Source organism: Streptomyces sp. NPDC001415 (genome assembly GCF_053597395.1).
The window spans coordinates 71,030-97,253 of the sequence record NZ_JBSFIE010000024.1; the positions used below are offsets into that span (position 1 = coordinate 71,030).

The following is a 26,224-nucleotide window of genomic DNA, read 5'->3' on the forward strand; positions in this document are numbered from 1 at the left end:
TCTAAGGAGGTTCACTGACATGAACGACAGCGAGTACCGCGTCGAGCACGACTCGATGGGCGAGGTGCGGGTCCCGGCGCAGGCCAAGTGGCGGGCGCAGACGCAGCGGGCGGTGGAGAACTTCCCCGTCTCCGGGCAGCGCCTGGAACGCGCCCACATCGAGGCGCTGGCCCGTATCAAGGCGGCCGCGGCCAAGGTCAACGCCGAGCTCGGCGTGCTCGACAAGGACATCGCGGGAGCCGTCGAGGAGGCGGCCGGGGAGGTCGCCGAAGGGCGCTGGGACGAGCACTTTCCGGTCGATGTCTTCCAGACCGGATCCGGTACCTCGTCGAACATGAACATGAACGAGGTCGTGGCGACGCTCGCCACCGAGAAGCTCGGCCGCGACGTCCACCCCAACGACCACGTCAACGCCTCGCAGTCCTCCAACGACGTGTTCCCCTCCTCCATCCACATCGCCGCGACGGCCGCCGTCACCGCCGATCTGATCCCCGCGCTCGACCATCTGGCGACCGCCCTTGAGCGCAAGTCGGCCGAGTTCGCCGACGTGGTCAAGTCGGGCCGTACGCACCTGATGGACGCCACCCCGGTGACGCTGGGCCAGGAGTTCGGCGGCTACGCGGCGCAGGTGCGGTACGGCGTCGAGCGGCTGCGCTCCTCGCTGCCGCGCCTGGCCGAACTCCCCTTGGGCGGCACGGCGGTCGGCACCGGGATCAACACCCCGCACGGGTTCTCCGCGGCCGTCATCGCCGAGGTCGCGCGGGCCACCGGGCTGCCTCTCACCGAGGCCCGGGACCACTTCGAGGCGCAGGGTGCGCGCGACGGCCTGGTGGAGACGAGCGGGCAGCTGCGCACCATCGCCGTCTCGCTCACGAAGATCTCCAACGACCTGCGCTGGATGGCCTCGGGGCCGCGTACGGGATTGGCCGAGATCAGTCTTCCCGATCTCCAGCCGGGCTCGTCGATCATGCCCGGAAAGGTCAATCCGGTCATTCCGGAGGCCGTCCTCATGGTCGCGGCCCAGGTCGTCGGCAACGACGCGACCGTCGCGACGGCGGGCGCGGCCGGCAACTTCGAGCTCAACGTGATGCTGCCGGTGATCGCCAAGAACCTCCTGGAGTCGATCCGGCTGCTCACGAACGCCTCCCGGCTGCTCGCGGACCGCACCGTCGACGGCATCACCGCGAACGTGGAGCGGGCCCGCGAGTACGCCGAGTCCTCGCCGTCCGTCGTCACCCCGCTCAACAAGTACATCGGGTACGAGGAGGCCGCCAAGGTCGCCAAGAAGTCCCTGGCCGAACGGAAGACCATTCGTGAAGTGGTCCTCGAATCGGGGTACGTGGAGCACGGCGACCTCACCGTCGAGCAGCTCGACGAGGCCCTCGACGTGCTGCGGATGACCCGCCCCTGAGACACGGGCTCTGAGCCGGGTGATCCGTATCGCAGCGTGGTCTTGACCGCACTCCGTAATATCTGCGCATGGCAGGTACAGGAGGCGGCACCCCACACTGGGCGCCAGGGGACCAGATCCTCTGGCGCTATCGCGATCACGCGCCCGGCCCGAAAGAGGGCGGGCCGTTCCACATATGCCGTCCGGTCACGGTCGTCCAGGACACCGACGACGTGCTCGCGGTGTGGATGGCGCCCGGCACCGAATGCGTGCGCCCGGTGCTCGCCGACGGCCGGCCCCTGCACAAGGAACCCCTGGCCACCCGCTACACCGCCCCGCGCACCACGGAGCGCTCGCACTGGTTCGGCACCGGCGTACTCAAGCTGGCGCGCCCCGGTGAGCCCTGGTCGGTATGGCTTTTCTGGGAACGGGGCTGGCGCTTCAAGAACTGGTACGTGAACCTGGAGGAGCCGCGCGCCCGATGGTCGCGGGGCATCGACTCCACGGACCACTTCCTCGACATCTCCGTGTCCCCCGACCGCAGTTGGCGCTGGCTGGACGAGGACGAGTTCGCCCAGGCCCAGCGGGTGGGCCTGATGGACGGCGAGCAGGCCGGGCGGGTCCGGGAGGCCGGGCACGCCGCGGTCGAGGTGATCAAGGCGTGGGGCCGGCCGTTCTCGGACGGCTGGGAGTCGTGGCGGCCCGATCCGCTGTGGCCCGTTCCCGCGCTCCCGGCGGACTGGGATCGCACCCCGGCGCATATGACGTCGTGAGACCCTTGATGCGCCCCCGGGGTTCAAACGTAGGATCGTCCTCCGCAGGGCCACACAGGGGCCACCAGCAGTAATCGGCAGTCCCGGTGCAAGAATTGACCGTATGTCACCACAGGGGGGTGGAGCATGCCCGGTGTCGCCGCCGCCCGGTCGGGTCCGCCCCCGTGCCTTGAGAACGTGGGGGAGGGTATACCGCGTGGAGCGACCGCATCGCGCATCCTTACCCTGTCGCTGCCACTGCCGCCGCGGGCGGCAGGGTGGATGTCTCATCCCGGACGGACGGAACCCGACGCGTGACGGAGCCCCAGCCCACCTCGCACGAGAGCCGGCGCAAGGAACTCGCCCGGCCCACCGAGCAGCACCTTCCCCACGCTCTTGAGGAGCAGGGGAGGCCCCATGCCGATGCCCCGGACCCGGCCGGTCCGGCCCGGCGCACCCCGCTGGGCGCCCGCGCCGCCGACCGGAGCGGCGGCGTGACCGCCTCCGTGCCCGGCCAGCCCGAACGCGCCGGACGGGATGCCGCGGCCGCCTCCGCCGTGCCTTCCATCGGCGTGCCCGGGGTGCCCGGCGAGGGCGGATCGGGGGCTTCGGGTCCCGGTGACGGAGCCGCCGCGGTGGCCCGCCGCGAGGGCGACCGGCTGCGCTTCGTGGGCGCCGCGACCCGGCGGATCGCCCGCGGCATAGACCTCGACGAGATCGTCCTCGGCCTGTGCCGGGCCACCGTGCCGACGTTCTCGGACGCCATCCTGGTCCACCTGCGCGACCCGCTGCCGGTCGGCGACGAACGTCCGGCGACGCCGTTCGTGCTGCGGCTGCGCCGCGCCGACCGGCTGCGTTTAGTCGATGAGGCGCTCAGCGAGAGCGCGGAGGCCGAGGGCCTCACGGTGCTCGGCCCGGGCCCCGACCTGACCCCCGCGTCCGAGCTGTGCGAGGTGCGCACCGGCGGCGAGCTGAACGAGGTCCTGCGCGGGGTGCGGCCCGTCTTCGCGGAGTCCCCGGCCGCCCGCGCGGCCCTCGCCGAGCTGCTCGGCCCCGACCGTGCGGTGCCCGGCGGCCGACGGGCGATACTCGCGCCGCTCCGTGGCCGGCGGCGGGTGATCGGCGCCGCCGTCTTCGTGCGCGGCCCCGAACGGCCCGCCTTCGAGGCCAACGACCTGTTGGTCGCCGCCCAGTTGGCGACGCACACCGCCCTCGGCATCGACAAGGCCGTCCTGTACGGCCGCGAGGCGTACATCGCCGACGAGCTCCAGCGCACCATGCTGCCCGACAGCCTCCCCCAGCCCACCGGCGTGCGGCTCGCCTCGCGCTATCTGCCGGCGGCGGAGACCGCCCGGGTCGGCGGTGACTGGTACGACGCGATCCCGCTGCCCGGCAGCCGGGTCGCCCTGGTCGTCGGCGACGTCATGGGCCACTCCATGACCTCCGCCGCGATCATGGGCCAGCTGCGCACCACCGCGCAGACCCTGGCGGGCCTGGACCTGCCGCCCGCCGAGGTCCTGCACCACCTCGACGAGCAGGCCCAGCGGCTGGGCACCGACCGCATGGCGACCTGCCTGTACGCGGTGTACGACCCGGTCGCCCACCGCATCACCATCGCCAACGCCGGTCATCCGCCACCGGTCCTGCTCCACCTCGGCGGCCGCGCCGAGGTCCTCAGGGTGCCGCCGGGCGCCCCGATCGGCGTCGGCGGCGTCGACTTCGAGGCGGTCGAGCTGGACGCGCCCGCGGGCGCCACGCTGCTCCTCTACACGGACGGCCTGGTCGAGTCGCGCCTGCGTGACGTGTGGACCGGCATCGAGCAGCTGCGTGAACGGCTCGCCGCCACCGCCCAGTTGACCGGCCCCGACCACTCGCCGCCGCTCGAAGCGCTCTGCGACGACGTGCTCGACATGCTCGGCCCCGGCGACCGCGACGACGACATCGCGCTGCTCGCCGCCCGCTTCGACGGCATCGCGCCGAGCGATGTCGCGTACTGGTTCCTGGACCCGGAGGAGACCGCCCCCGGCCGGGCCCGCCGCCTCGCCCGCCGGGCCCTGGAGCGCTGGGGCCTGGAGGAGCTGACGGACTCGGTGGAGCTCCTGGTGAGCGAGGTCGTCACGAACGCCGTGCGCTACGCGGAGCGGCCGGTCACGCTGCGTCTGCTCAGGACCGACGTACTGCGCTGCGAGGTCGGCGACGACTCCCCGCAGCTGCCCCGGCAGCGCCGGGCGCGCGAGACCGACGAGGGCGGGCGCGGCTTGTTCCTGGTGAACCGCCTGGCCAGACGCTGGGGCGCGACCCGCCTCTCCGGCGGCAAGGTGGTCTGGTTCGAGCTGCCCACCCGTACCTGAACCAGTTCTGGACCCGGTCCAAAGGTTGCCGACACCCAGTCGGCGGAGTTGACTGGCGTCGTGGACGAAGCGACCTCATAGATCCCTTTTCGACGGGAGGACGCTCGTGAGCGACACATCCCAGGTCCCGTACACGACGAACAACGTCGGCATCCCGGTGGAGAGCGACGAGCACTCGCTCACCGTCGGGCCCGACGGCCCGATCCTGCTGCACGACCACTACCTCATCGAGAAGATGGCGCAGTTCAACAGGGAGCGGGTCCCGGAGCGGGTGGTGCACGCCAAGGGCTCCGGCGCGTACGGAACCTTCCAAGTGACCAATGACGTAAGCCAGTTCACCAAGGCGGGGCTGTTCCAGCCGGGCAGGCGGACCGAGATGCTGGCCCGTTTCTCGACGGTGGCCGGCGAGCAGGGATCGCCCGACACCTGGCGCGACCCGCGCGGCTTCGCCCTCAAGTTCTATACGGAGCAGGGCAATTACGACTTGGTGGGCAACAACACCCCGGTCTTCTTCGTACGGGACACCATCAAGTTCCAGGACTTCATCCGCTCGCAGAAGCGCCACCCCGTGACCGGTCTGCGCAGCAACGACATGCAGTGGGACTTCTGGACGCTCTCGCCCGAGTCGGCCCACCAGGTCACCTGGCTGATGGGCGACCGGGGCATCCCCAAGACCTACCGCCACATGAACGGGTACTCCTCGCACACCTACATGTGGATCAACGGCGGCGGCGAGAAGTTCTGGGTCAAGTACCACCTGAAGACCGACCAGGGCATCGAGTTCTGGACCCAGGAGGAGGCGGACGAGCTCGCGGGCAAGGACGCCGACCTGCACCGCCGCGACCTGTACGAGTCGATCGACTCGGGGAACGCGCCGAGCTGGACGATGTACGTGCAGGTGATGGGGTTCGAGGACGCGGCGGACTACCGGTTCAACCCGTTCGACCTGACCAAGGTGTGGCCGCACGGCGACTACCCGCTGATCGAGGTCGGCCGGATGACGCTCGACAAGAACCCCGAGGATTTCTTCGTCCACATCGAGCAGGCCGCCTTCGAGCCGTCCAACATGGTGCCCGGCATCGGCCCCTCGCCGGACAAGATGCTGCTCGGCCGGCTGTTCTCGTACCCCGACACGCATCGCTACCGGATCGGCCCGAACTACGCGCAGCTGCCGCCCAACAGGCCGCGCTCGCCGGTCAATTCGTACGCCAAGGACGGACCCATGCGGTACGAGCCGTCGCGCGCGGCCAGGCCGTACGCGCCCAACTCCTACGGCGGTCCCGCCGCGGCCGGGCAGTTCGGCGACCCGGCGGGCTGGCAGGTGGCGGGCGAGATGGTGCGCGAGGCGACCAGGCTGCACCGCGAGGACGACGACTGGGGCCAGCCCGGCACGATGGTCCGCGAGGTCCTCGACGACGCGGCACGCGAGCGTCTGGTGTCCAACGTGAGCGGGCACCTCAAGCAGGACGTGAGTGCCCCGGTCCTGGCCCGGGCCCTCCAGTACTGGCACAACATCGACAAGGACATCGGCGACCGGATCGCCGCGAAGGTGAACGGCTGACCGCGAAACGGCACGGCCCCCACTCCCGGTTTCCCGGGGTGGGGGCCGTCGGCCGTGGTCAGGGGTTGAGCGGGTCCACCGGCGGGCTCGCCCCGCCCGTATTCGTCGGCGTCGGCGGCGTCGGCGGCTTCGGCTTGTGCGAGGTCGTGTTGGACGGGGTGTTGCTCGGCGTCGACGGGGTGTTGGACGGCGTGTTCGACGGTGTCCTGGACGGGGGCTTGGACGGCGTGTTCGACGCGGGCTTGGACGGCGGCGTGTTCGACGGGGACTTCGGCGGCGTGTAGGCGGGCTCGAAGGCCGCGCCCTGGTCGGTGTCCAGGTCGAACTTGGTGGCGCCGCCCTTGACCGCGTCGAAGGTGTACGCGGCCCAGATGCGGGCCGGGATGGAGCCACCGTTGATGCGGCCGTCCTCGCCGGCGCCGTTGGTCATCGTGACCTGGCCGCCCTTGGGGACGTTCACGCTCTTGCCGTCGACCTTGACGACGCGCGGCTCGGCTGCCTCGCCCCACAGCCCGACCGAGGTGACCAGGTCCGGGGTGTAGCCGGTGAACCAGGCCGACTTGTTGTCGTCGGAGGTGCCGGTCTTGCCCGCGACCTGCTTGCCGTCGCGGTTGTCGGCCTCGGCCACCGACTTCTGGGCCGTACCGTCGTCGACCACGCCGGTCAGCACCGAGGTGACCGAGTCGGCCGCCTCCTTGCTGATGACCTGGCTGCCGATCGGGTCCGGCTTCTCGTACTTGTGGTCCTTGTGCTCGGCCGACTTCACGATCGACGGCGTGACTTCCTTGCCGTGGTTGTCGAGCGTGGCGTACACGGCGGCCATCTGGAGGGGACTGGCTCCGTAGGAGCCGAGCGTCATGGCGGGCACGGGGGCCTTGCCCTTGATGGAGTCCATGCCCATGGCCACGGCGGTGTCGCGCACCTTGTCGAGGTGGGCGTCGACGCCCATCTGCGCGAAGACGGAGTTGACCGACTTGTTCATCGCGACCTGGACGCTGATGGGGCCGTAGCTCTGGTCATCCTCGTTCGGCGGGTCGAAGGGGATGCTGCTGCCCTTGACGGGCCGCCTGCTGTCACCGTTGTAGACGGTGTTCGCCTTGATCGGCTTGCCGTCCTGCGTCTCGGCGCCCTGGTTGAAGGCGGCCGCGAGGATCACCGGCTTGAAGGTCGAGGCGGGCTGGTACGTGGTGTTGGTGGCGTTGCTGAGCTGGTGCTTCATGAAGTCCTGGCCGCCGTAGAGGGCGACCACCGAGCCGGTCTTCGGGTCCACCGAGGCCGCGCCGGCCTGGAGGTCCGCGTCGACCTTGCGCTTGCTGGAGTCGAGCTTGCTGGTCAGCTGCGCCTTGACCGCATCTTCCAGGAGCTTCTGCTTGGCGGGGTCGATGTTGAGCGTGATGGTCCAGCCGCCGCGGGCCAGGACGGCGTCGCTCACCCCGTTGTTGATCAACTCCTTCTTGGCGGCATCGACCAGGTAGCCGGTCTGCCCCACCATGCCGGGGGCGACCTTGGCCTCATTGGGAGGCGTGAACTTCAGCTTCGCCCGGTCCTGCGGAGTCAGCCACTTCATGTCGACCATGTTGTCGAGGGCCTTGTTCCAGCGCCCCTGCACCAGGTTCCTGCCGACTGGTCCCGCCGTCTGCCAGTCGTACTGACTGGGGGCCTGGAGCAGCGCCGCGAGGTAGGTGCCCTCCTCCAGCGTCAGCTTGGAGACGTCCTTGCCGTAGTAAGCCTGCGCCGCGGCCTGGATGCCGTAGGCGCCCCGGCCGTAGTAGCTGGTGTTCATGTACCCCGCGAGGATCTCGTCCTTGGAGTAGCGCTGGTCCACCTTGAGGGAGATCACGATCTCCTTCAGCTTGCGGGTGACCGTCTGCTCCTGCGTCAGGTAGTTGTTCTTGACGTACTGCTGGGTGATCGTCGAGCCGCCCTGGGCGCCCTTGCCCATCAGGGTCTTGAGGATGCCGCGGGTGGTGCCCTTGAAGTCGACGCCCTTGTCGTCGTAGAAGGTCTTGTTCTCAAGCGCGACGAAGCTGTGCTGGATCGGCACGGGCACCTTGTCGAGGCCGACGGTCTCGCGGTTGACATCTCCGGTGCGGGCGAGCACCTGGCCGTTGGAGAGCTTGTAGACGTTGCTCTCCAACTTGGCTTCGACGTTGTCGCTGGGGATCGGCACCATCAGGTAGATGACGTAGAACGCGCCCATCGCGAGGAGGCAGAGGCCGAAGAAGGTGCCGAGCATCTTCTTCCAGGTGAAGAACCGGCGTATGCCCTTTTTCTTCACCTTCTGCTTGCTCCGGCGTACCCCGCCCTGCCGGGCGCGCCGCTCTTCCGCTCGGCCCATAACCTCAGTCGCTCGCCTTCATATGACTCACCAGACTCGCCAGATCAGCTCAGAAAACTAACACCGCACCTATGGACAAAGCGGATTCGATCACGCCTTTTCCGTACGTGAGAATGAGCACCTGCCCCATGGGAACCGACGATTGAATCGTGCCAAGGGTTGCGAGAGTCCCCAATACTGACCCGATTTGCCCGGTAATAACACGGTCACAGGCTGCTATGCACCGCGGGTATACACAGCAGGTATACCTGGTGCGTATAGTGCTCTCCCATGAAGCGACGCCTCCACGATCTCGGCCTCGGCATCCGGTTCGCCCTCAGCGGCGGCCGTGAGGGCTGGGTGCGCACCCTGCTCACCGCGGTCGGTGTCGGCCTCGGCGTCGCCCTGCTGCTCGGCGCGGCATCGGTGCCGCATCTCGTGGACGAGCGGGCGGACCGCGTCCACGACCGGCAGCCGTTCTCGGCGGACTCGGGCAAGAACACCGGGAGCCTGAAGGCCTCGCTCCTCTACGCCTCCGCCGACACCGAGTACCGCGACGACACGATCGGCGGGAAGGTGCTGCGCCCGGCCAACGCCGACCCGGTGCTGCCGCCCGGCCTGACCTCCATACCCGCCCCCGGCACCATGGCCGTCTCCCCCGCGCTGCGCGAGCTGCTCGACTCCCCCCGGGGTGAACTCCTCCGCGAGCGCCTCCCGTACGAGATCACCCAGACCATCGGCGACGCGGGCCTGGTCGAGCCCTCGGAGCTCTACTACTACGCGGGCAGCGCCACCCTCTCCGCCGACAGTGGCGCCTCCTCGGCGGCCGGGTTCGGCAACATCGGCGACGAGCGGCCGCTCGACCCGATGCTGGTCGTCCTCGTCATCCTGATCTGCGTCGTCCTGCTCATGCCGGTCGCCATCTTCATCGCCACCGCCGTACGGTTCGGCAGCGAGCAGCGCGACCGGCGGCTCGCGGCGCTGCGCCTGGTCGGCGCCGACGCCCGCACCACGCGCTGGATCGCCGGCGGCGAGGCGCTGGCCGGAGCCGTACTCGGGCTCGCCGTCGGCACGCTGCTCTTCCTCGGCGGCGCCGAAGTCCTCGGCCCCCTCAAGCTGTGGAGCTTCGGCTTCTTCCCCGGGGACCTGAGGCCCGTACCCTGGCTCGCGCTGCTCGTCGCCGTCGCCGTGCCCGCACTGGCGGTGGCGGTGACGCTGGCCGCGCTGCGCTCGGTGGTCATCGAACCCCTCGGCGTCGTACGCGGCGGCCGCACCCGGCGCCGCAGGCTGTGGTGGCGCCTCGCGTTGCCCGGCGTCGGCTTGGTACTGCTCTTCCTGTCGCAGAACCCGGGGGTGCGGGGGGCGCCGCTTCCGCTGGTGCCGACGGGCGTCGCCATCACGCTGTTGGACAACCTCACGCCCGCCTTCATCGCCATGGGCGCCACCCTGGTCCTCGCGGGGCTCATCACACTGCTGCCCTGGCTGGTCGAGGCGGTGGTGGGCCGGCTGCACGGCGGTTCACCGTCCTGGCAACTGGCTGTCCGCAGGCTCCAGTTCAACAGCGGCACGGCAGCACGCGCGGTCAGCGGCATCACGGTGGCGGTCGCCGGGTCGGTCGCGCTCCAGATGTACGCCGTCGGCATCCACGACGACTTCAACAGGGTGACGGGTGCCGACGCGAGCCGCGCCCAGTACACCGTCAGCGCCGACTTCCCGGACGCGAAGCTCGCCCAGCGCATGATCGAATCCTTCCGCGAAACCCCCGGTGTGCACCAGGTGATCGGCTCCGTCAGCAGCTACGTGACCCTGCCGGGGCCGATCGCGTCCGGCGACATCCGGCCCACCACGCAGCTCACCGTGGGCGACTGCGCGACCCTGGCCGAGCTGGCCCGCATCGACTCCTGCAAGGACGGCGACACCTTCGTGGTGCACCCCTCCGACGACGCCGAGCAGGCCGCCTGGGTGGACCGCACGGCCCGCCCGGGCAAGCCGGTCAACACCGCGTCCGACTCGCCCGGCGTCCCCGAGGCGCTGTGGACGCTGCCCGCGTCCGCCCGTACCGTCACCGCGCGTCCCGACCCGACGGGCAAGGAGCAGCACGGCATCTTTGCCACCCCGGGGGCGATCGACATCTCGCTGCTCGGCTCGACGGCCGACACGTCCGCCATGCTCACCGTCGACCAGCGGGTGCCGGACGCCGCCGAGCACATCCGCAACACCGCGGCCAACCTCTCCCCGCAGCTGCGCGTCAACACCGTGCGCACCATCGAGCGCGACCAGCAGTACGCCGGCATCCAGACCGGGCTGCGAGCCGCGTCGCTGGCCACGCTCGGCTTGATCGCGGCCAGCATGCTGGTCTCGCAGCTGGAGCAACTGCGCGAGCGCAGACGCCTGTTGGCCGCTCTGGTGGCCTTCGGCACCCGGCGCGCGACGCTGGCCTGGTCCGTCCTGTGGCAGACCGCGGTGCCGGTCGCCCTGGGGATCGGCCTCGCGGTGGCGGGCGGCCTCGCGCTCGGCGCCCTGATGCTGCGGATCATCGGCAAGGCCATCACCGACTGGTGGCTCTTCCTGCCGCTGGCCGGGGCGGGCGCCGCCGTGATCCTCGCGGTGACCCTGCTGAGCCTGCCGGCCCTGTGGCGCCAGATGCGCTCCGACGGCCTGCGCACCGAATGACTTTCCGTAACAGCCCGCGCCTTAACCCCCTTGTCGCTTGCGGCAGTTGAGAAGAAAGGAACGCCCCATGTCCATCGGCCACACCCTTCTCGGGCTCCTTGAGTCAGGTCCACGCCATGGGTACGACCTGAAGCGCGCCTTCGACGAGAAGTTCGGGCACGACCGTCCGCTGCATTACGGGCAGGTCTACTCGACGATGTCCCGGCTCCTGAAGAACGGCCTCGTCGAGGTCGACGGCGTGGAGGCGGGCGGCGGGCCCGAGCGGAAGCGGTACGCCATCACCGAGGCCGGCGTCACCGACGTCGAGTCGTGGATCAGGCAGCCGGAGAAGCCCGAGCCCTACCTCCAGTCGACCCTCTACACCAAGGTCGTCCTCGCCCTGCTGACCGGCCGCGACGCGGCCGACGTCCTGGACACCCAGCGCGCCGAACACCTGCGCCTGATGCGGGTGCTCACCGAGCGCAAGCGCCGCGGTGACCTCTCCGACCAGCTGATCTGCGACCACGCCCTGTTCCATCTGGAAGCCGATCTGCGCTGGCTCGAACTGACCGCCGCCCGCCTCGTCCAGCTCGCCACGGAGGTACGCAAATGACGCCCGCCGGCTCCCTTCTCGTCGCCCAGGACCTGCACAAGGCCTACGGTCCGACCCCTGCCCTTGACGGTGCCGAATTCTCCATCCACCCCGGCGAGGTCGTCGCGGTGATGGGCCCCTCCGGCTCCGGCAAGTCGACGCTGCTCCACTGCCTCGCCGGGATCGTCACCCCGGACTCCGGCAAGATCCTCTACGACGGCCGCGAACTGTCCTCGATGTCGGACGCCGAGCGCAGCGCGCTGCGCCGTACCGAGTTCGGCTTCGTCTTCCAATTCGGCCAGCTGGTACCGGAGTTGACCTGTGTCGAGAACGTGGCCCTGCCGCTGCGGCTGACCGGCGTCAAGCGCAAGGAGGCCGAGCGCAGGTCCCTGGAGTGGATGGAGCGCCTGGAGGTCGCCGACCTCGGGCACAAGCGCCCCGGTGAGGTCTCCGGCGGTCAGGGCCAGCGGGTGGCCGTGGCCCGCTCGCTCGTGACCCAGCCCCGCGTCGTGTTCGCCGACGAGCCGACCGGCGCGCTCGACTCGCTCAACGGCGAGCGAGTCATGCAGCTGCTCACCGAGGCGGCCCGCTCCACCAACGCGGCCGTCGTCCTGGTCACCCACGAGGCCCGGGTCGCCGCCTACTCCGACCGGGAGATCGTCGTACGCGACGGAAAGTCCCGCGACATGATGCTGGAGCACTCCGTATGAGCCTGCTCCGCGACCTCGCCCTCGGCGCCCGGTTCGCCCTGTCGGGAGGCCGCGAGGGCTGGACGCGCACGCTGCTCACCGCGGTCGGCGTGGGCCTCGGCGTGGCCCTGCTGCTGGGTACCACGGCGCTGCCGGGCGCGCTGAACGCCCGCAACGCGCGCGACAACGCCCGCAACGACTACGGGGCTTCGGTCAACAGCGGGCCCGCGGCGGACACCCTGCTGCTCGGGCGCGTGGACACGCAGTACCAGGGCTCGGACGTGCGGGGCCGGCTGGTCCAACCGGAGGGCGCCAAGGCGCCGCTGCCTCCGGGCGTCCAGGCGCTCCCGGCGCCCGGCACCATGGTGGCCTCGCCCGCCCTGCGCGACCTGCTCTCCTCGCCCGAGGGCAAGCTCCTTCGCGAGCGCATCCCGTACAAAATCAGCGCGACCATCGCGGACCAGGGCCTGATGGGCCCGCACGAACTCGCCTACTACGCGGGCAGCGACATCCTCGCGCAGCGCAAGGCCGCGGTGAGCGATCGCGGCGAGGTGGTGCGCGTCGACGGATTCGTCGACAAGCAGCAGGAGAAGATCGACCCGGTCCTCGCGCTGCTCATCGTGATCATCTTCGTGGTGCTCCTCATGCCGGTCGGCGTGTTCATCGCGGCCGCCGTACGGTTCGGCGGCGACCGGCGCGACCGGAGGCTCGCGGCGCTGCGCCTGGCGGGCGCCGACCGCCGGATGACCCGGTGGATCGCGGCCGGCGAGGCGCTGGCCGGAGCCGTGATCGGCGTCGTGGTCGGCACGCTGTTCTTCGTGATCGGCCGCCAGTACGTGGGTGACGTCTCGGTCGCCGGGCTCAACGTCTTCCCCTCCGACATCGACCCGAGCCCGCTGCTCGCGGTGGGCGTGGCGATCGCGGTGCCCGCGTCCGCGGTCGCGGTGACCCTGTTCGCGATGCGCTCGGTGGTCGTCGAACCGCTCGGCGTCGTGCGCACCTCGGTGCCGCGCAAGCGGCGCATGTGGTGGCGGGTCCTGCCGCCGCTCGCCGGACTCGGCCTGCTCGTCCCGCTCATGGGCCGCGGCCGCGACAGCGGGACCTTCAACCAGGTCCAGGTGATCAGCGGCACCGTCCTGCTGCTCATCGGCGTCACCGCGCTCCTGCCCTGGCTGGTGGAGGCGGTCGTGCGTAGGCTCGGCGGCGGCTCGGTGGGCTGGCAACTGGCCGTCCGCAGGCTCCAGTTGACGTCCGGCTCGGCGGCCCGGATGGTGAACGGCATCGCGGTCGCGGTGGCCGGCGCGATCGCCCTGCAGATGCTCTTCGGCGCCGTCGAGGGCGACTACGTCAAGGCGAGCGGCGAGGACACGAGCCGCGCCCAGATGGTCGTCCCGCTCAACGACGCCGACCCCGGCCGGCAGTCCCGCGAGATCCAGAGCCTCAAGAGCACCGAGGGCGTGACCCACACCGTGGTCCTCGGCTCGGTGGAAGCAGGTGACAAGGCCGAGAATCCGCAGAACTACGCCCCCGTCACGGTCGGCACCTGCACGGATCTGAGCGAGGTCGCCACCGTGCCCACCTGCAAGGACGGCGACGCCTTCATCGCGACCGGCGGCGACAACACCTGGGAGAACACCCCGAAGCCGGGCGCCACGCTCTACCTCGACCCGACGAACGGCGGCTCCGAGTCCAAGGGCGCGGAGGTCGCCTGGACCGTACCGGCGGGCACGAAGAGCGCCCCGGCCCGGCCCGACCCGCTGGGCATGCGCCGCAACGGCCTCCTGGTCACCCCGGGCGCGCTCGCCCACGCGGCGAAGGTCCCCATGCACTCCACGATGTACGTCTCGACGGCCCCGGGCGACGCCCTCGCCAAGGAGCGGGTCCTGAACACGGCCGCCAAGGCCGACCCGCTCACCACGGCGCGCTCGCTGAACGGCTACCGGACGGCCACCCGGTTCGCCGGGGTCCGCAAGGGCCTCTACATCGGGGCCGCCGCGGTGCTGATGCTGATCGGCGCGAGCCTGCTCGTCTCGATGCTGGAGCAGCTGCGCGAGCGCAAGAAGCTGCTGTCCGCCCTGGTCGCGTTCGGCACCCGGCGCACCACGCTGAGCTGGTCGGTCCTGTGGCAGACCGCGGTGCCGGTCGCGCTCGGCCTCGCGCTCGCGGCGGTGGTGGGCCTCGGCCTCGGCTCGGTGCTGCTGCGGATGGTGGGCCGCTCGGTGACCGTCGACTGGGTCCCGGCGGTGTCGATGGTGGGCATCGGCGCGGGCGTGGTCCTGCTCGTCACAGCCTTGTCCCTGCCGCCGCTGTGGCGACTGATGCGCCCGGAGGGGCTGCGCACGGAGTAGTGGGCACCTGAACTCCCCCTACCTCAGGGGGAGTTCAGGCCCATCACCTCACTTCGACACCCGTACCGGAAGGTCGCGCAACGCCCCGCGCAGGGCGGCCGCGAACTCCTCGAACTCGCCCTGGCGAGCGGCGCCCGTCCGCATCGCCAGGGCGATCGTGCGCGAGGGGGCCGGCTCCGCGAAGTACCCGGTGACGAGGCGGTCGTTGCGCCCCGTCTCGATCTCCACGGCGGTACGCGGCAGCAGGGTCACCCCGAGCCCGCCCGCGACCAACTGCACCAGGGTGGAAAGGCCGGCGGCGGTCGTGGTGACCGGCGCCCCCTCGGTGCGCCCGGCCTCGCGGCAGATGTCGAGGGCCTGGTCACGCAGGCAGTGCCCCTCGTCGAGGAGCAGCAGATGCAGCTCCCGCAGGGCTTCGCGGGGGATGCCGCTGCGGCCGCCCAGCCAGTGGTCCTGCGGGGTGACGAGCACGAAGTCCTCGTCGAACAGCGGGAGTTCACTGACCCCGGGCATCCCGAGCGGCACCGCGAGCAGCAGCAGGTCGAGCCGTCCGGCCGCGAGCCCTTCGAGCAGCGAGGAGGTCTGCTCCTCGTGGACCTGGAGGTCGAGCTCCGGGTAGCGCTCGTGGACGAGCCGCAGCACGGCGGGCAGCAGATAGGGCGCGACGGTCGGGATGACGCCGAGCCGGAGCACCCCGGTGAACGGCGCCCGTACCGCCTCGGCCTCCTCCATCAGCTCGCCGACCGCGTCGAGCACCGCCTTGGCCCGCACCGCGAGGCGCTCCCCCGCAGGTGAGAGCAGCACCTTGCGGGTCGTACGCTCCAGGAGCTGCACGCCGAGCGCCTCCTCAAGCGCCGAGACCGCCCCGGAAAGGGCGGGCTGGCTCATGCCGATCGCGGCGGCGGCGTCGCGGAAGTGCAGATGTTCCGCGACGGCCGCGAACGCCCGCAACTGCGCCAGGCTGGGCTGCTTGCCCCTGTTGCCCATGCCCCTATTACTTGTGGCCACTGATAGGCACCTCCGATCACGCTGACCCAGTCTAGCTATTTCACTGATCAATGCACTCTGTGCCAGGATCGGTAATCCGTCCAACCCCGTAGGAAGTTTCCCGAATCCGCTCGATTCGGACTTCCTCGTTTGCAAGGAGAGCGCGTGCTCACTGTTGGTGACCAGTTCCCCACGTACGACCTGACTGCCTGCGTGTCGCTGGAGAGCGGCAAGGAGTTCCAGCAGATCGACCACAAGACCTACGAGGGCAAGTGGCGCGTAGTTTTTGCGTGGCCCAAGGACTTCACCTTCGTCTGCCCGACCGAGATCGCCGCGTTCGGCAAGCTGAACGACGAGTTCGCCGACCGTGACGCCCAGGTCCTCGGCTTCTCCGGTGACTCCGAGTTCGTGCACCACGCCTGGCGCAAGGACCACCCGGACCTGACCGACCTGCCGTTCCCGATGCTGGCCGACTCGAAGCACGAGCTCATGCGTGACCTCGGCATCGAGGGCGAGGACGGCTTCGCGCAGCGCGCCGTCTTCATCGTCGACCCGAACAACGAGATCCAGTTCACGATGGTGACCGCCGGTTCCGTGGGCCGTAACCCCAAGGAGGTCCTGCGGGTCCTCGACGCCCTGCAGACCGACGAGCTGTGCCCGTGCAACTGGACCAAGGGCGAGAACACCCTGGACCCGGTCGCGCTGCTGGCCGGTGAGTAACCCATGTCCCTGGACGCGCTGAAGTCCGCCGTACCGGACTACGCCAAGGACCTGAAGCTGAACCTCGGTTCGGTCATCGGGAACTCGGACCTGCCGGCCCAGCAGCTGTGGGGCACGGTGCTCGCCACCGCCATAGCCTCGCGCAGCCCGATCGTGCTGCGGGAGCTGGAGCCCGAGGCGAAGGCGAACCTGTCGCCCGAGGCGTACACGGCAGCCAAGTCGGCCGCCGCCGTCATGGCGATGAACAACGTCTTCTACCGCACCCGCCACCTGCTCTCCGACCCGGAGTACGGCACGCTGCGGGCCGGTCTGCGGATGAACGTCATCGGCAACCCGGGCGTGGAGAAGGTCGACTTCGAGCTGTGGTCGCTCGCCGTCTCCGCGGTGAACGGCTGCGGCCAGTGCCTCGACTCGCACGAGCAGGTCCTGCGCAAGGCCGGTGTCGACCGCGAGACGATCCAGGAGGCCTTCAAGATCGCCGCGGTGATCACGGCCGTGGGCGTCACGCTGGACTCCGAGGCCGCGCTGGCCGCTTCGGCCGAGTAGTTCGCGCACGTACGTCAGAAGGGCCCCGCCGGTATCGCACCGGCGGGGCCCTTCGCGTTCATACGGGGCCGCTACTCCCGGTCGGCGGCGGCCACCACCTCGGGGGCCGGAGTCTCCGCGACCGCGACGGCGCTGCGCAGCGCGTTCTCACGGGCGTACGCCCGCAGATATCCGACCACCGTGTTGGTCACCGCGACCAGCGGGACGGCGACGACGGCGCCGCCGATGCCGGCCACCAGGCCGCCGGCGGCCACCGAGAGCACCACCGCGAGCGGGTGCACCCGCACCGCGCGGCCCAGGATGAAGGGCTGCAGGACGTGCCCCTCGATCTGCTGCACCGCGAGGACGACGACGAGGACCATCAGGGCGTTGAACACCCCGTCGGTGACGAGCGCGACCACGACGGCGAGCGCGCCCGAGATGACCGCGCCGACCAGTGGGATGAAGGCGAACAGGAAGATGAACACGGCCAGCGGCACCGCCATGGGCACCCCGAGGAAGTAGATGCCGACGCCGATGCAGATCGCGTCGATCAGAGCCACTATCACCGTGCCGCGCACATACGCGGTGAGTGTGCGCCAGGCCTGCGGGCCCGCCCCCGCGACGCCCGGACGGGCCGCGGCCGGCACGAGCTTGAGAACCCACTGCCAGATCTTCGGGCCGTCGTACAGCAGGAACAGCGTCGAGAACATCGCGAGCAGGATGCCGGTGAGCACCTCGACGAGGACGGTCACGCCCTGGAGCCCGGCCGAGGTGATCTCGTTGGTGTTGGACCCGATGGTGTCGCTGAGGTTCTTGGCGATCTGGTTGATCTGGTCCTCGGTGACGTGGAACGGGCTGTTCAGCGCCCAGCGCTTGAGCTCCTCGATGCCGTCGCGCACCTTGTTGGACAGGTCGTCGAGGTTGTCCATGACCTGCCAGACCACGAACCAGCCGACGAGCCCCATGATGACGAACCCGGAGATCGCGGTGACGGCGGTCGCCACCCCGCGCGGCAGCCCCATCCGCTTCAGGCGGGCGACGGTGGGCTGGAGCAGCGCGGTGATCAGGAGGGCCGCGACGAACGCGAGCACCACGAGCCGGATCGCGCTGATGACCTGCGTCAGTACGTAGAGGGTCCCGGCCAGGACGAGCAGCCGCCAGCCGACCTCGGCCGCGACCCGCATGCTCCACGGCACGGCGAGCACCGGATCGGGCCGGGCGGCGACGGCGGGCGCGTACGAGGGCGGCGGCGGTACGTGTTCGGGGGCGTGCTCGCCCGAAGGCGCCACCGGCACCGGGGACTTGGCCTCGGCCGCGGCGGGCTCGGGCGTTGCGGGGGGCTCGGCCAAGGGAGGGGCCATCGCGGGATCGACCATCATCGGACCCGCCGCGGCTTCGGCGTCCGCCGCGGCCCGGCGCTCGTCCAGGCGCTCTCCCATCCGGGTCAGTCCGGCGCCTAGCCGTCCGAGCAAACTGGGCACTCTCGACATGATCCCGCCGTTTCCCTTTCCCCCGCCGCTGAGTCTCCCCACCGCTTCCCCCCGAGCCGTCCGGACCTGACCGTACACGGGCGAAGCCCCGCACCGAAGGACGGTGCGGGGCCCCGAAAGGTTGAGCGGCTCCGGCCGGTTTCCTGGACCCGGCCGAGGGCCTAGTACCAGCTGTGGGCCTGCCAGAACGACCAGGCGCCGCACGGGCTGCCGTAGCGTTCGTTCATGTAGCCGAGGCCCCACTTGATCTGGGTGGCCGGGTTGGTCTGCCAGTCGTCGCCGGCGGAGGCCATCTTGTTGCCGGGCAGCGCCTGGACGAGGCCGTAGGCGCCGGAACCGGAGTTGGTGGCCTGGAAGTTCCAGCTCGACTCGTTGTTCACGATGTTGCTGAAGCACTGGAACTGGCCCGACGGCACGATCTGACGGGCGATCGCCTGCACTTCGGAGATCGAGTAGGAGCTCTTGACCGCGAAGTCCGTCCGGGCGGCCGAGCGGCTGGCGGCCTGGGTCTCCAGGTCGCGGGCCTTGGCGTCCTTGTCGGCCTTGTCCTTGTCGGCGGCGTCCTTCTTGGCCTTGGCATCCTCGGCGGCCTTGACGCGCGCGGCCTCCTCGGCGGACTTCTTCGCCGAGGCACTGGCCTGCGCGGACTGGGCGTCCGCCTGCTGCGTCAGGGACGCGGTCTGTACCTGGGCCTGCTGGCCGGCGGGGATGTCGGCGAGAAGCGTCGCGTCGGATGCGGTGGCCTCGAAGTTGTCGTTCGAAGCGGCAGCGGGGCTTCCCGCGGCAACGCCGACTACAGCGCCAACGGTGGTGACCGCAGTGGCAGACGCCACCGCGAACCCCCGGACCGAGATCCGGCTCACACGGTTTCCTTCCAGCAGCGTCCGCACGGGTGACCTCGCGGACGCAATCGTGCCCCTGGCTCTCTCCTCCCAACTACTGGGCCACGGGAGGAACTGACCCGATGGGCAACTCCCTTGCGGGAAGTGCCGCGTGATGCGCGGGCGGCATACGGCTCAGCTATTGAGTTGCGTGGGTACCGGGGTACCCGGGATACAGGGGTGCCGTATGCGGGGCCTGACGGATGCAAGACTCTGCCGGAAGCCGATGCCGCGAGGCAATTCCCCGTTGCGTGTGAAACCTCACACCTCGTTCACCCCAGTAGTTTTTATCGATCCCGCCCACAAGAAGGCGCCGCCCGGCTAGGCTGCTGCGCTTGCCGGACGGCGCCAACTGGCTTGTACCGCCTCAGATCTGGACGTCCTCCAGCATTTCGGTCACCAGGGCGGCGATCTGCGAACGCTCGGACCGGGTGAGGGTGACGTGCGCGAACAACGGGTGCCCCTTCAGCTTCTCGACGACCGCCACGACACCGTCGTACCGGCCGACCCTCAAGTTGTCGCGCTGGGCCACGTCATGAGTGAGCACCACCCTCGAATTGGCCCCGATACGGGACAGAACGGTCAGCAGGACGTTCCGTTCCAGTGACTGCGCCTCGTCCACGATCACGAACGCGTCGTGCAGCGAGCGCCCGCGGATGTGGGTGAGCGGCAGGACTTCGAGCATCCCGCGCGAGGTGACCTCCTCGATGACCTCACGGCTCGTCACCGCGGACAGCGTGTCGAAGACGGCCTGGGCCCAGGGACCCATCTTCTCGGCCTCGGACCCCGGCAGATACCCGAGTTCCTGCCCGCCCACCGCGTACAGCGGCCGGAAGACCATCACCTTCTTGTGCTGCCTGCGCTCCAGGACGGCTTCGAGGCCCGCGCACAGCGCGAGCGCCGACTTGCCCGTACCGGCCCGGCCGCCCATCGAGATGATCCCGATCTCGGGGTCGAGCAGCAGGTCGAGCGCGATCCGCTGCTCGGCGCTGCGGCCGTGGATACCGAACGCCTCCCTGTCGCCCCGGACCAGCTTGACGTTGCCGTCCGGCGAGACCCGCCCGAGCGCCTTGCCGCGCTCGGAGAGCAGCACGAGCCCGGTGTGGACGGGGAGCTCGGCGGCCTCGGGAACGTAGAGCGTCTCCTCCTCGAAGAGCAGGTCCACCTGCTCGCCGCTCAGCGGCAGTTCGGACATTCCGGTCCAGCCGGAGTCGGTGATGGCCAGCTCGGCGCGGTACTCCTCGGCGAGCAGACCGACCGACGACGCCTTGATCCGCAGCGGCAGGTCCTTCGACACGACGGTGACGTCGTATCCCTCCGCCTGGAGATTGCGGGCGACGGCGAGGATCCGGGAGTCGTTGTCCCCCAACCTGTAGCCGGCGGGCAGTACGCCGGGATCGGAATGGTTCAGCTCGACACGGAGGGTGCCGCCGAGCTCCCCCAACGGGATGGGGGCGTCGAGACGTCCGTACCGGACCCGGAAGTCGTCGAGCAGGCGCAGCGCCTGCCGGGCGAAGTAACCGAGCTCGGGATGGTGCCTCTTGGCCTCCAGCTCCGTGACCACGACGATGGGGAGCACCACTTCGTGCTCCTCGAACCGGGTCATCGATTTGGGGTCGGCCAGCAGGACGCTGGTGTCGAGGACGTAGGTGCGCCGGTCGGGCATGCGGCGCTTTGTGCTGGTCACCACGGAAGGACGTACCCCCTCTTAAGAGGCGCATGAGATCGGGGTGCGACGGCGTCGCGGAAACTGGGACCGGGCTTCGACCGCGCTGCGCGGGCCGAGCTCCGGCCCTCCACGTCGCCCGCGCGCGGTGCGCGGTCGTCCTGGTGCAAAGGGCCTCCCGGGCGAGTGGCACTGGGGCCGCTCACTGAGATACGGCGTCCGTGGACCGGACGTCGACCTGGGGGGGTTATGCCCTCGAACACGCGAAGCCATGCCCCGTCATATGCCGGGAGTTCTCCCCCCCACCCCGCCCCTTCCCGAAACCCGCCGGGGGTGATGGTGAAAGGCGCATCTCCTGGGGCTCCGCCCCAGACCCCGTTCGCGCCCGCCGGACAGGCTGGAGGTGCCTGTACCCGGAGTAGTTGGGGGCGCGGGGAACTGCGCGACCGGCCAGCGACGGCCCGCAGCCGATCGACGGCACAGGTAGCCGGTCCGGCGTTTGAGGACGCTCGCCGCAGGCGGAGGGGGCGGGCAGCGAAATGCCGGACGGGAGCAGAACCAAGCCCGTCCGGCGTTTGAGGACAGAAGAGGGGGGTTAAACGGGACCCACCCCTCAGGTGCCGTACCTCCGGTGCCGCGCCGCGTAGTCCCGCAGCGCTCGCAGGAAGTCGACCTTGCGGAAGGCCGGCCAGAACACTTCGCAGAAGTAGTACTCGGAGTGCGCGGACTGCCAGAGCATGAAGCCCGACAGGCGCTGCTCGCCGCTGGTGCGGATGACGAGGTCGGGGTCGGGCTGGCCCCGCGTGTACAGGTGCTCCGAGATGTGCTCGACGTCGACGATCTCGGCGAGTTCCTCGAAGGACGTGCCCTTCGCCGCGTGTTCCAGGAGGAGCGAGCGGACCGCGTCCGCGATCTCCTGGCGGCCGCCGTAGCCCACGGCGACGTTGACGAGTATCCCGTCGATGTCGTGCGTGGCCTGCTCGGCCTCCTTGAGCACGGCCTGCGTGTGCCCGGGCAGCAGATCCGCGTTGCCGACGTGGTGCACGCGCCAGCGCCCGTCCGCCGCCAAGTCCCGCACCGCGTCCTCGATGATGCCGAGCAGCGGGATCAACTGGTCCTCGGGGCGGTCCAGGTTGTCGGTGGAGAGCAGCCAGAGAGTGACGACCTCGACATCCGTCTCGGCACACCAGCCGAGCAGCTCCTGGATCTTGCTGGCGCCGGCCTGGTGGCCCTGCTCGGGGCTGCGGGCCGAGGCCTTGGCCCAGCGCCGGTTGCCGTCCAGGATGACGCCGATGTGCTTGGGCACCTGGTCGTGGTCGAGGCGGCCTTCCACCCGGCGCGCATAGAGCCTGTACACCAGGTCGCGCAAACTCACCGATTCCACCCTCTCGTTGCCTTCCGGGGGCCCGCCGCCGCCCCGCACACCGGCCGCCCCAGGGAAAGCACAGTACTGCGGACGGGCGACGGCGGCCCAACTCGGTCTGTCACAAGTCCGTGATAAGCAGGGAAACGTGACTGAATCGCTCCGCTTCCTCGCAGCCCCGGACCGCTACGACTCCATGGAGTACCGGCGGACCGGCCGCAGCGGCCTCAAGCTCCCCGCCGTCTCGCTCGGCCTGTGGCACAACTTCGGTGACGACCGCTCCCTGGATTCGCAGCGCGCGATCCTGCGCCGCGCCTTCGACCTGGGTGTCACCCACTTCGACCTGGCCAACAACTACGGCCCTCCGGCCGGCTCGGCCGAGCTGAACTTCGGCAAGATTTTCGGCCAGGACTTCGCCCCGTACCGGGACGAGCTGGTCATCTCCACCAAGGCCGGCTATCTGATGCACCCCGGGCCGTACGGCGAGTGGGGTTCGCGCAAGTACCTGCTGTCCTCGCTCGACGCCTCGCTCAGCCGCATGGGCCTCGACTACGTCGACATCTTCTACTCGCACCGCTTCGACCCGGAGACCCCGCTGGAGGAGACGATGGGCGCGCTGGCGTCCGCCGTGCGGCAGGGCAAGGCGCTGTACGTGGGTGTCTCCTCCTACAACAGCGAGCAGACCGCCGAGGCCGCGCGCCTGCTCAAGGAGATGGGTGTCCCGGCCCTGATCCACCAGCCGTCGTACTCGATGATCAACCGCTGGACGGAGGAGGACGGGCTGCTCGACACCCTGGAGTCGGCCGGCATGGGCTGCATCTCCTTCGTGCCGCTCGCCCAGGGTCTGCTCACCAACAAGTACCTGAAGGGCATCCCGGAGGGCTCGCGGGCCACCCAGGGCAAGTCCCTGGACCCGAACCTGCTGAGCGAGGAGGTCGTACGCCGCCTCAACGGGCTGAACGACATCGCGTCCCGGCGCGGCCAGTCGCTGGCACAGTTGGCGCTGACCTGGGTGCTGCGCGATCCGCGGATGACGTCGGCGCTGATCGGCGCGTCCAGCGTGCGGCAGCTTGAGGAGAACGTGGCGGCGCTTGCCGGACCGGCGCTCACCGACGCGGAGTTGAAGGAGATCGACGCCTTCGCCGTGGACACCGAGGGCACCAACATCTGGGCCCGCCGCGGCTGAGGCGGATGGGGGCGGGGACGGCCGGTCCCGCGCGGTGCGAACCTGACCCGGCTCCGGGAAAGAAAAAACGGGCCGGTCCGTGGGGGGGATACGGACCGGCCCGAGGGGGGGTTTCCACCATAACCCTTCGTAAGTGATGCTGGGTGCCACGGCGCTCCGGAACTACGCTCCGAAATCGCCCCAGTACACAATCGCGGTCCCCCGCAGGGGTGACCCCGACTCCGCATCCGGGCTTGACCGTGCAGGTCAGAGGGTCGCGGCCGGGTCGGAACGCCGCTCGACGACGGATTTCGCGGCCCAGAATTCGGTCCCGGTGTGCTTCACCCCACTGGGTCAAGTCCGGCCGCGCGGGGTGACCGTCCGGTGTCAGTGCGTACGCGACGGCGTCTGGGCGCGGCGCAGCAGCGAGACGCCGTCCGCCTCGGCCACCCGTACATATCCGTACTTCGCCAGCGCGAGGGCGTACTCCTGCTCCTGGCGGGGGGCCGGGTAGGGCCAGGGACCGGGCGGGTAGGGCCAGGACTCCGGCGGGACCCGGTCGTAGGCGATCCATTGCGCGTTGGGGCGCGGGACGGGGCCGTCCGTCTCGTACAGCTTCCCGTGCGCCGGGTAGGTCGGGAAGAGGACGGCCGTGGTGCGTGAAGTCAGTTGCGGGACAAGGCGGTTGGAGGCCGCGACGGTCGCGCCGTCGGGGATGCGGCGCAGCAGGTCGCGTACCGCCGCGATGTGCGGGGTGGTGCGCCAGGTGGAGCGGTGGGCGATCTGGGCGAGGGGGAAGGAGGGGATGAGGACGAGCGTCACCGCCAGTGTTGTCACGAGGGACGCGCGTACGTGGCGGCGGGCGAGCGGATTGCCGTCGGCGGCGTACGGGCGGAGCACGTCGGTCAGGGCCGCGAAGACGACCGGCATCAGGACGGCCGTGTAGTGGAAGGCGGTCCCCCAGTGGAAGACGTTGGTGGACAGCATCCGCCAGCCCAGCGTGGGCAGCGCGATCAGGGCCAGCGGCGATCGCAGGGCGATGAGCGCGGCCGGCGCGAAGACGAGGACGAGGGTGGTCGCCTTCACTTCCGGGCGTACGGCGTCGAGCGGCGCGAGGGCGAGCGTGGTGAGCAGCGAGTGGTGGGCGGGCGCGAGGTTCGCGGCGTGCGCGTAGGTGCCGGCCGGGTTGAAGAACGGCATCAGGACCTTGAATTCGAGCGCGCTGCCCACCAGGCCGGTCGCGGCGGCCGCGATGCCGAGCCGGCGCGGGCCCCGCCAGGCGACGTACGCCCCGATCGCGGCCAGGGTGAGCCCCAGGTCCTCCTTGACGAGGAGCAGCGGCACCGCCCAGGCGAGCGCGCGCCGCCACCGTCGGCGGGCCAGCGCTTCGAGGGCGTAGGAGACGAGCGGGACCGCGAAGCACACCTCGTGGAAGTCGAAGCCGACCGCCGATGCGATGCCCCAGCTCAGGCCGTACCCGAAGGCGATGACGTGGGCGGCGCGGCGGCCGAGCACCCGCGCGGCCTGCCGGGCGAGCGGCACCACGGCGAGCGCGAGCAGCGCGGCCTGCGCGACGAGCAGGGTGTACGGGGAGGGGAAGAGGCGGTACAGGGGCGCGAGGACGGCGAGCACCGGGTGGAAGTGGTCGCCCAGGAGGTTGAAGCCGTCGCCGCGCAGGGGGGCGACGGGCGCGTGGAGGTGGGCGTACGCGCGGACGGCCTGCTCGAAGATGCCGAGGTCGTACCCGGTGGTGCGGACCAGCGCCTGGCGGCGGCCCGAGACGGTCGCGTACAGGAGGAAGAGCGCGGCGGCCCACCCCCACCACAGGAGGGCGGGCCGGCCGAGGCGTACGCGAGGGATGCGGGAGTCGGTGGGTGCGGGCGTGATCGGCGGCTGCGCACTCCGCCCTACCCTTTGGTCAGCAATTGTCCCCATGCATCCGGATGCTAGGCAGAGCGGCCGGGCCTCAGCGGTTTCCGGGCCTCGATCAGGAAGCGTGTCGTGTGCGCGACGAAGGGGCCTTCGGTGCGGATCTGCTCGTCGAGGGCCTTCAGCTGGTCGCGGTACTCCTCGACGGTGAAGCCGGGCACCATCCAGATCACCTTGCGCAGGAAGTAGACGACGGCGCCGATGTCGTTGAATTCGGTACGCAGCTTCTCCAGGCGCAGATCGACGACCTCAAGGCCCGCGTTCTCCGCTTCCTTGCGCGCCTTGCCGGGATCGCGGCCGCCGCGCACCTCCGGCGGCTGCGGCCCCAGGAAGTACTCGACGAGCTCGAACACGCTGGCCGGGCCCACCTGTTGGGAGAAGTACGTGCCGCCGGGCGACAGCACGCGGGAGATCTCGGACCACCAGGTGGTGACGGGGTGCCGGCTGACCACCAGGTCGAAGGCGCCGTCGGCGAACGGCAGCGGGGGCTTGTCCTCGTCGGCGACGACCGCCACTCCGCGCGGGTGGAGCAGGCCGGTGGCGCGGGCGACGTTCGGGGGCCAGCCCTCCGTCGCGACGACGAGCGGCGGCAGCTGGGGCACGGCGGCGAGGACCTCACCGCCGCCGGTCTGGATGTCGAGGGCGGCGGTCGCCTTGGCCATCCGCCCGGCCATCGAGCGGGCGTACCCCCAGGACGGCCGCTCCTCGGTGGCTCGGCCGTCCAGCCAGGAGAAGTCCCAGCCGTCGACGGAGACGGACGCGGCCTCGTCGATCAGTTCCTCGAAGGGGCGGTTGTTGTGGTTCCTGATGTTTCGGCCCATGTTGCGGACCCTACGCGGCGGC

19 protein-coding genes are annotated in these 26,224 nt (G+C 70.4%); 11 read left to right on the forward strand and 8 right to left on the reverse strand.

Annotated features, from left to right (window positions below; all coding sequences use genetic code 11):
* The first annotated feature begins 19 nt into the window (after positions 1 to 19).
* From ACWC2B_RS27115 to ACWC2B_RS27130, 4 genes are all read left to right on the forward strand, one after another.
* Complete coding sequence (locus tag ACWC2B_RS27115) at positions 20 to 1,411, forward strand: class II fumarate hydratase (RefSeq protein ID WP_450720973.1); 1,392 nt, start codon at positions 20 to 22, stop codon at positions 1,409 to 1,411.
* 68 nt (positions 1,412 to 1,479) lie between these two features.
* Positions 1,480 to 2,163: a cytidylyl-2-hydroxypropylphosphonate hydrolase gene (fomD, locus tag ACWC2B_RS27120; protein ID WP_450720975.1), complete on the forward strand. Its 684-nt coding sequence runs from the start codon at positions 1,480 to 1,482 to the stop codon at positions 2,161 to 2,163.
* A 293-nt stretch (positions 2,164 to 2,456) separates the two neighbouring features.
* Complete coding sequence (locus ACWC2B_RS27125) at positions 2,457 to 4,493, forward strand: SpoIIE family protein phosphatase (RefSeq protein ID WP_450720977.1); 2,037 nt, start codon at positions 2,457 to 2,459, stop codon at positions 4,491 to 4,493.
* Positions 4,494 to 4,599: 106 nt separating this feature from the next.
* The gene (locus ACWC2B_RS27130; RefSeq protein WP_450720979.1) at positions 4,600 to 6,054 is read left to right on the forward strand and encodes a catalase; all 1,455 of its coding nucleotides are present in this window, start codon (positions 4,600 to 4,602) and stop codon (positions 6,052 to 6,054) included.
* Positions 6,055 to 6,112: 58 nt separating this feature from the next.
* Here the strand turns inward: ACWC2B_RS27130 and ACWC2B_RS27135 are convergent, their stop codons facing one another.
* Complete coding sequence (locus tag ACWC2B_RS27135; RefSeq protein ID WP_450720981.1) at positions 6,113 to 8,392, reverse strand: transglycosylase domain-containing protein; 2,280 nt, start codon at positions 8,390 to 8,392, stop codon at positions 6,113 to 6,115.
* A 270-nt stretch (positions 8,393 to 8,662) separates the two neighbouring features.
* Between ACWC2B_RS27135 and ACWC2B_RS27140 the strand changes: the two genes are divergently transcribed.
* The 4 genes from ACWC2B_RS27140 to ACWC2B_RS27155 all read left to right on the forward strand — a co-directional run bounded on the left by ACWC2B_RS27140 (position 8,663) and on the right by ACWC2B_RS27155 (position 14,652).
* Positions 8,663 to 11,044 (forward strand): FtsX-like permease family protein, encoded by a 2,382-nt coding sequence (locus tag ACWC2B_RS27140; protein WP_450720983.1) that lies wholly within the window; start codon positions 8,663 to 8,665, stop codon positions 11,042 to 11,044.
* A gap of 67 nt (positions 11,045 to 11,111) precedes the next feature.
* Entirely contained in the window at positions 11,112 to 11,636 is a 525-nt protein-coding gene (locus ACWC2B_RS27145; protein ID WP_450720985.1) for a PadR family transcriptional regulator, read from the forward strand.
* On the forward strand, positions 11,633 to 12,325 hold the full coding sequence (locus tag ACWC2B_RS27150) for an ABC transporter ATP-binding protein (protein ID WP_450720987.1): 693 nt from the start codon (positions 11,633 to 11,635) through the stop codon (positions 12,323 to 12,325). Before ACWC2B_RS27145 ends, ACWC2B_RS27150 begins: the two co-directional genes overlap by 4 nt.
* Positions 12,322 to 14,652, forward strand: coding sequence for an ABC transporter permease (locus ACWC2B_RS27155; protein WP_450720989.1), 2,331 nt, complete (start codon positions 12,322 to 12,324; stop codon positions 14,650 to 14,652). The genes ACWC2B_RS27150 and ACWC2B_RS27155 overlap by 4 nt, the downstream gene beginning before the upstream one ends.
* A 48-nt stretch (positions 14,653 to 14,700) precedes the next feature.
* Here the strand turns inward: ACWC2B_RS27155 and ACWC2B_RS27160 are convergent, their stop codons facing one another.
* On the reverse strand, positions 14,701 to 15,639 hold the full coding sequence (locus ACWC2B_RS27160; protein WP_450720991.1) for a hydrogen peroxide-inducible genes activator: 939 nt from the start codon (positions 15,637 to 15,639) through the stop codon (positions 14,701 to 14,703).
* Between the two features lie 165 nt (positions 15,640 to 15,804).
* Here ACWC2B_RS27160 and ACWC2B_RS27165 point away from each other — a divergent pair, with 165 nt between their 5' ends.
* A complete protein-coding gene (locus tag ACWC2B_RS27165) occupies positions 15,805 to 16,359 on the forward strand; it encodes a peroxiredoxin (protein WP_053726283.1) in 555 nt (184 codons plus the stop codon).
* Positions 16,360 to 16,362: 3 nt separating this feature from the next.
* Positions 16,363 to 16,905, forward strand: coding sequence for an alkyl hydroperoxide reductase (locus ACWC2B_RS27170; RefSeq protein WP_386003735.1), 543 nt, complete (start codon positions 16,363 to 16,365; stop codon positions 16,903 to 16,905).
* A gap of 71 nt (positions 16,906 to 16,976) precedes the next feature.
* On the opposite strand, the gene ACWC2B_RS27175 is transcribed toward ACWC2B_RS27170, so the two are convergent.
* The 4 genes from ACWC2B_RS27175 to ACWC2B_RS27190 form a co-directional block, all read right to left on the reverse strand.
* Positions 16,977 to 18,377: an AI-2E family transporter gene (locus ACWC2B_RS27175; protein WP_450720994.1), complete on the reverse strand. Its 1,401-nt coding sequence runs from the start codon at positions 18,375 to 18,377 to the stop codon at positions 16,977 to 16,979.
* Between the two features lie 161 nt (positions 18,378 to 18,538).
* Positions 18,539 to 19,240, reverse strand: coding sequence for an aggregation-promoting factor C-terminal-like domain-containing protein (locus ACWC2B_RS27180; protein ID WP_450720996.1), 702 nt, complete (start codon positions 19,238 to 19,240; stop codon positions 18,539 to 18,541).
* A 385-nt stretch (positions 19,241 to 19,625) separates the two neighbouring features.
* The gene (locus tag ACWC2B_RS27185) at positions 19,626 to 20,948 is read right to left on the reverse strand and encodes a PhoH family protein (protein ID WP_450720998.1); all 1,323 of its coding nucleotides are present in this window, start codon (positions 20,946 to 20,948) and stop codon (positions 19,626 to 19,628) included.
* Between the two features lie 589 nt (positions 20,949 to 21,537).
* A complete protein-coding gene (locus ACWC2B_RS27190; protein ID WP_114037243.1) occupies positions 21,538 to 22,299 on the reverse strand; it encodes an isoprenyl transferase in 762 nt (253 codons plus the stop codon).
* 136 nt (positions 22,300 to 22,435) lie between these two features.
* Between ACWC2B_RS27190 and mgrA the strand changes: the two genes are divergently transcribed.
* Complete coding sequence (gene mgrA, locus ACWC2B_RS27195; protein ID WP_450721000.1) at positions 22,436 to 23,473, forward strand: L-glyceraldehyde 3-phosphate reductase; 1,038 nt, start codon at positions 22,436 to 22,438, stop codon at positions 23,471 to 23,473.
* Positions 23,474 to 23,839: 366 nt separating this feature from the next.
* Here the strand turns inward: mgrA and ACWC2B_RS27200 are convergent, their stop codons facing one another.
* Together ACWC2B_RS27200 and ACWC2B_RS27205 are read right to left on the reverse strand one after the other, a co-directional pair.
* On the reverse strand, positions 23,840 to 25,387 hold the full coding sequence (locus tag ACWC2B_RS27200; RefSeq protein ID WP_450721002.1) for a DUF2079 domain-containing protein: 1,548 nt from the start codon (positions 25,385 to 25,387) through the stop codon (positions 23,840 to 23,842).
* 11 nt (positions 25,388 to 25,398) lie between these two features.
* Positions 25,399 to 26,202: a class I SAM-dependent methyltransferase gene (locus tag ACWC2B_RS27205; RefSeq protein ID WP_450721004.1), complete on the reverse strand. Its 804-nt coding sequence runs from the start codon at positions 26,200 to 26,202 to the stop codon at positions 25,399 to 25,401.
* Positions 26,203 to 26,224: the final 22 nt, after the last annotated feature.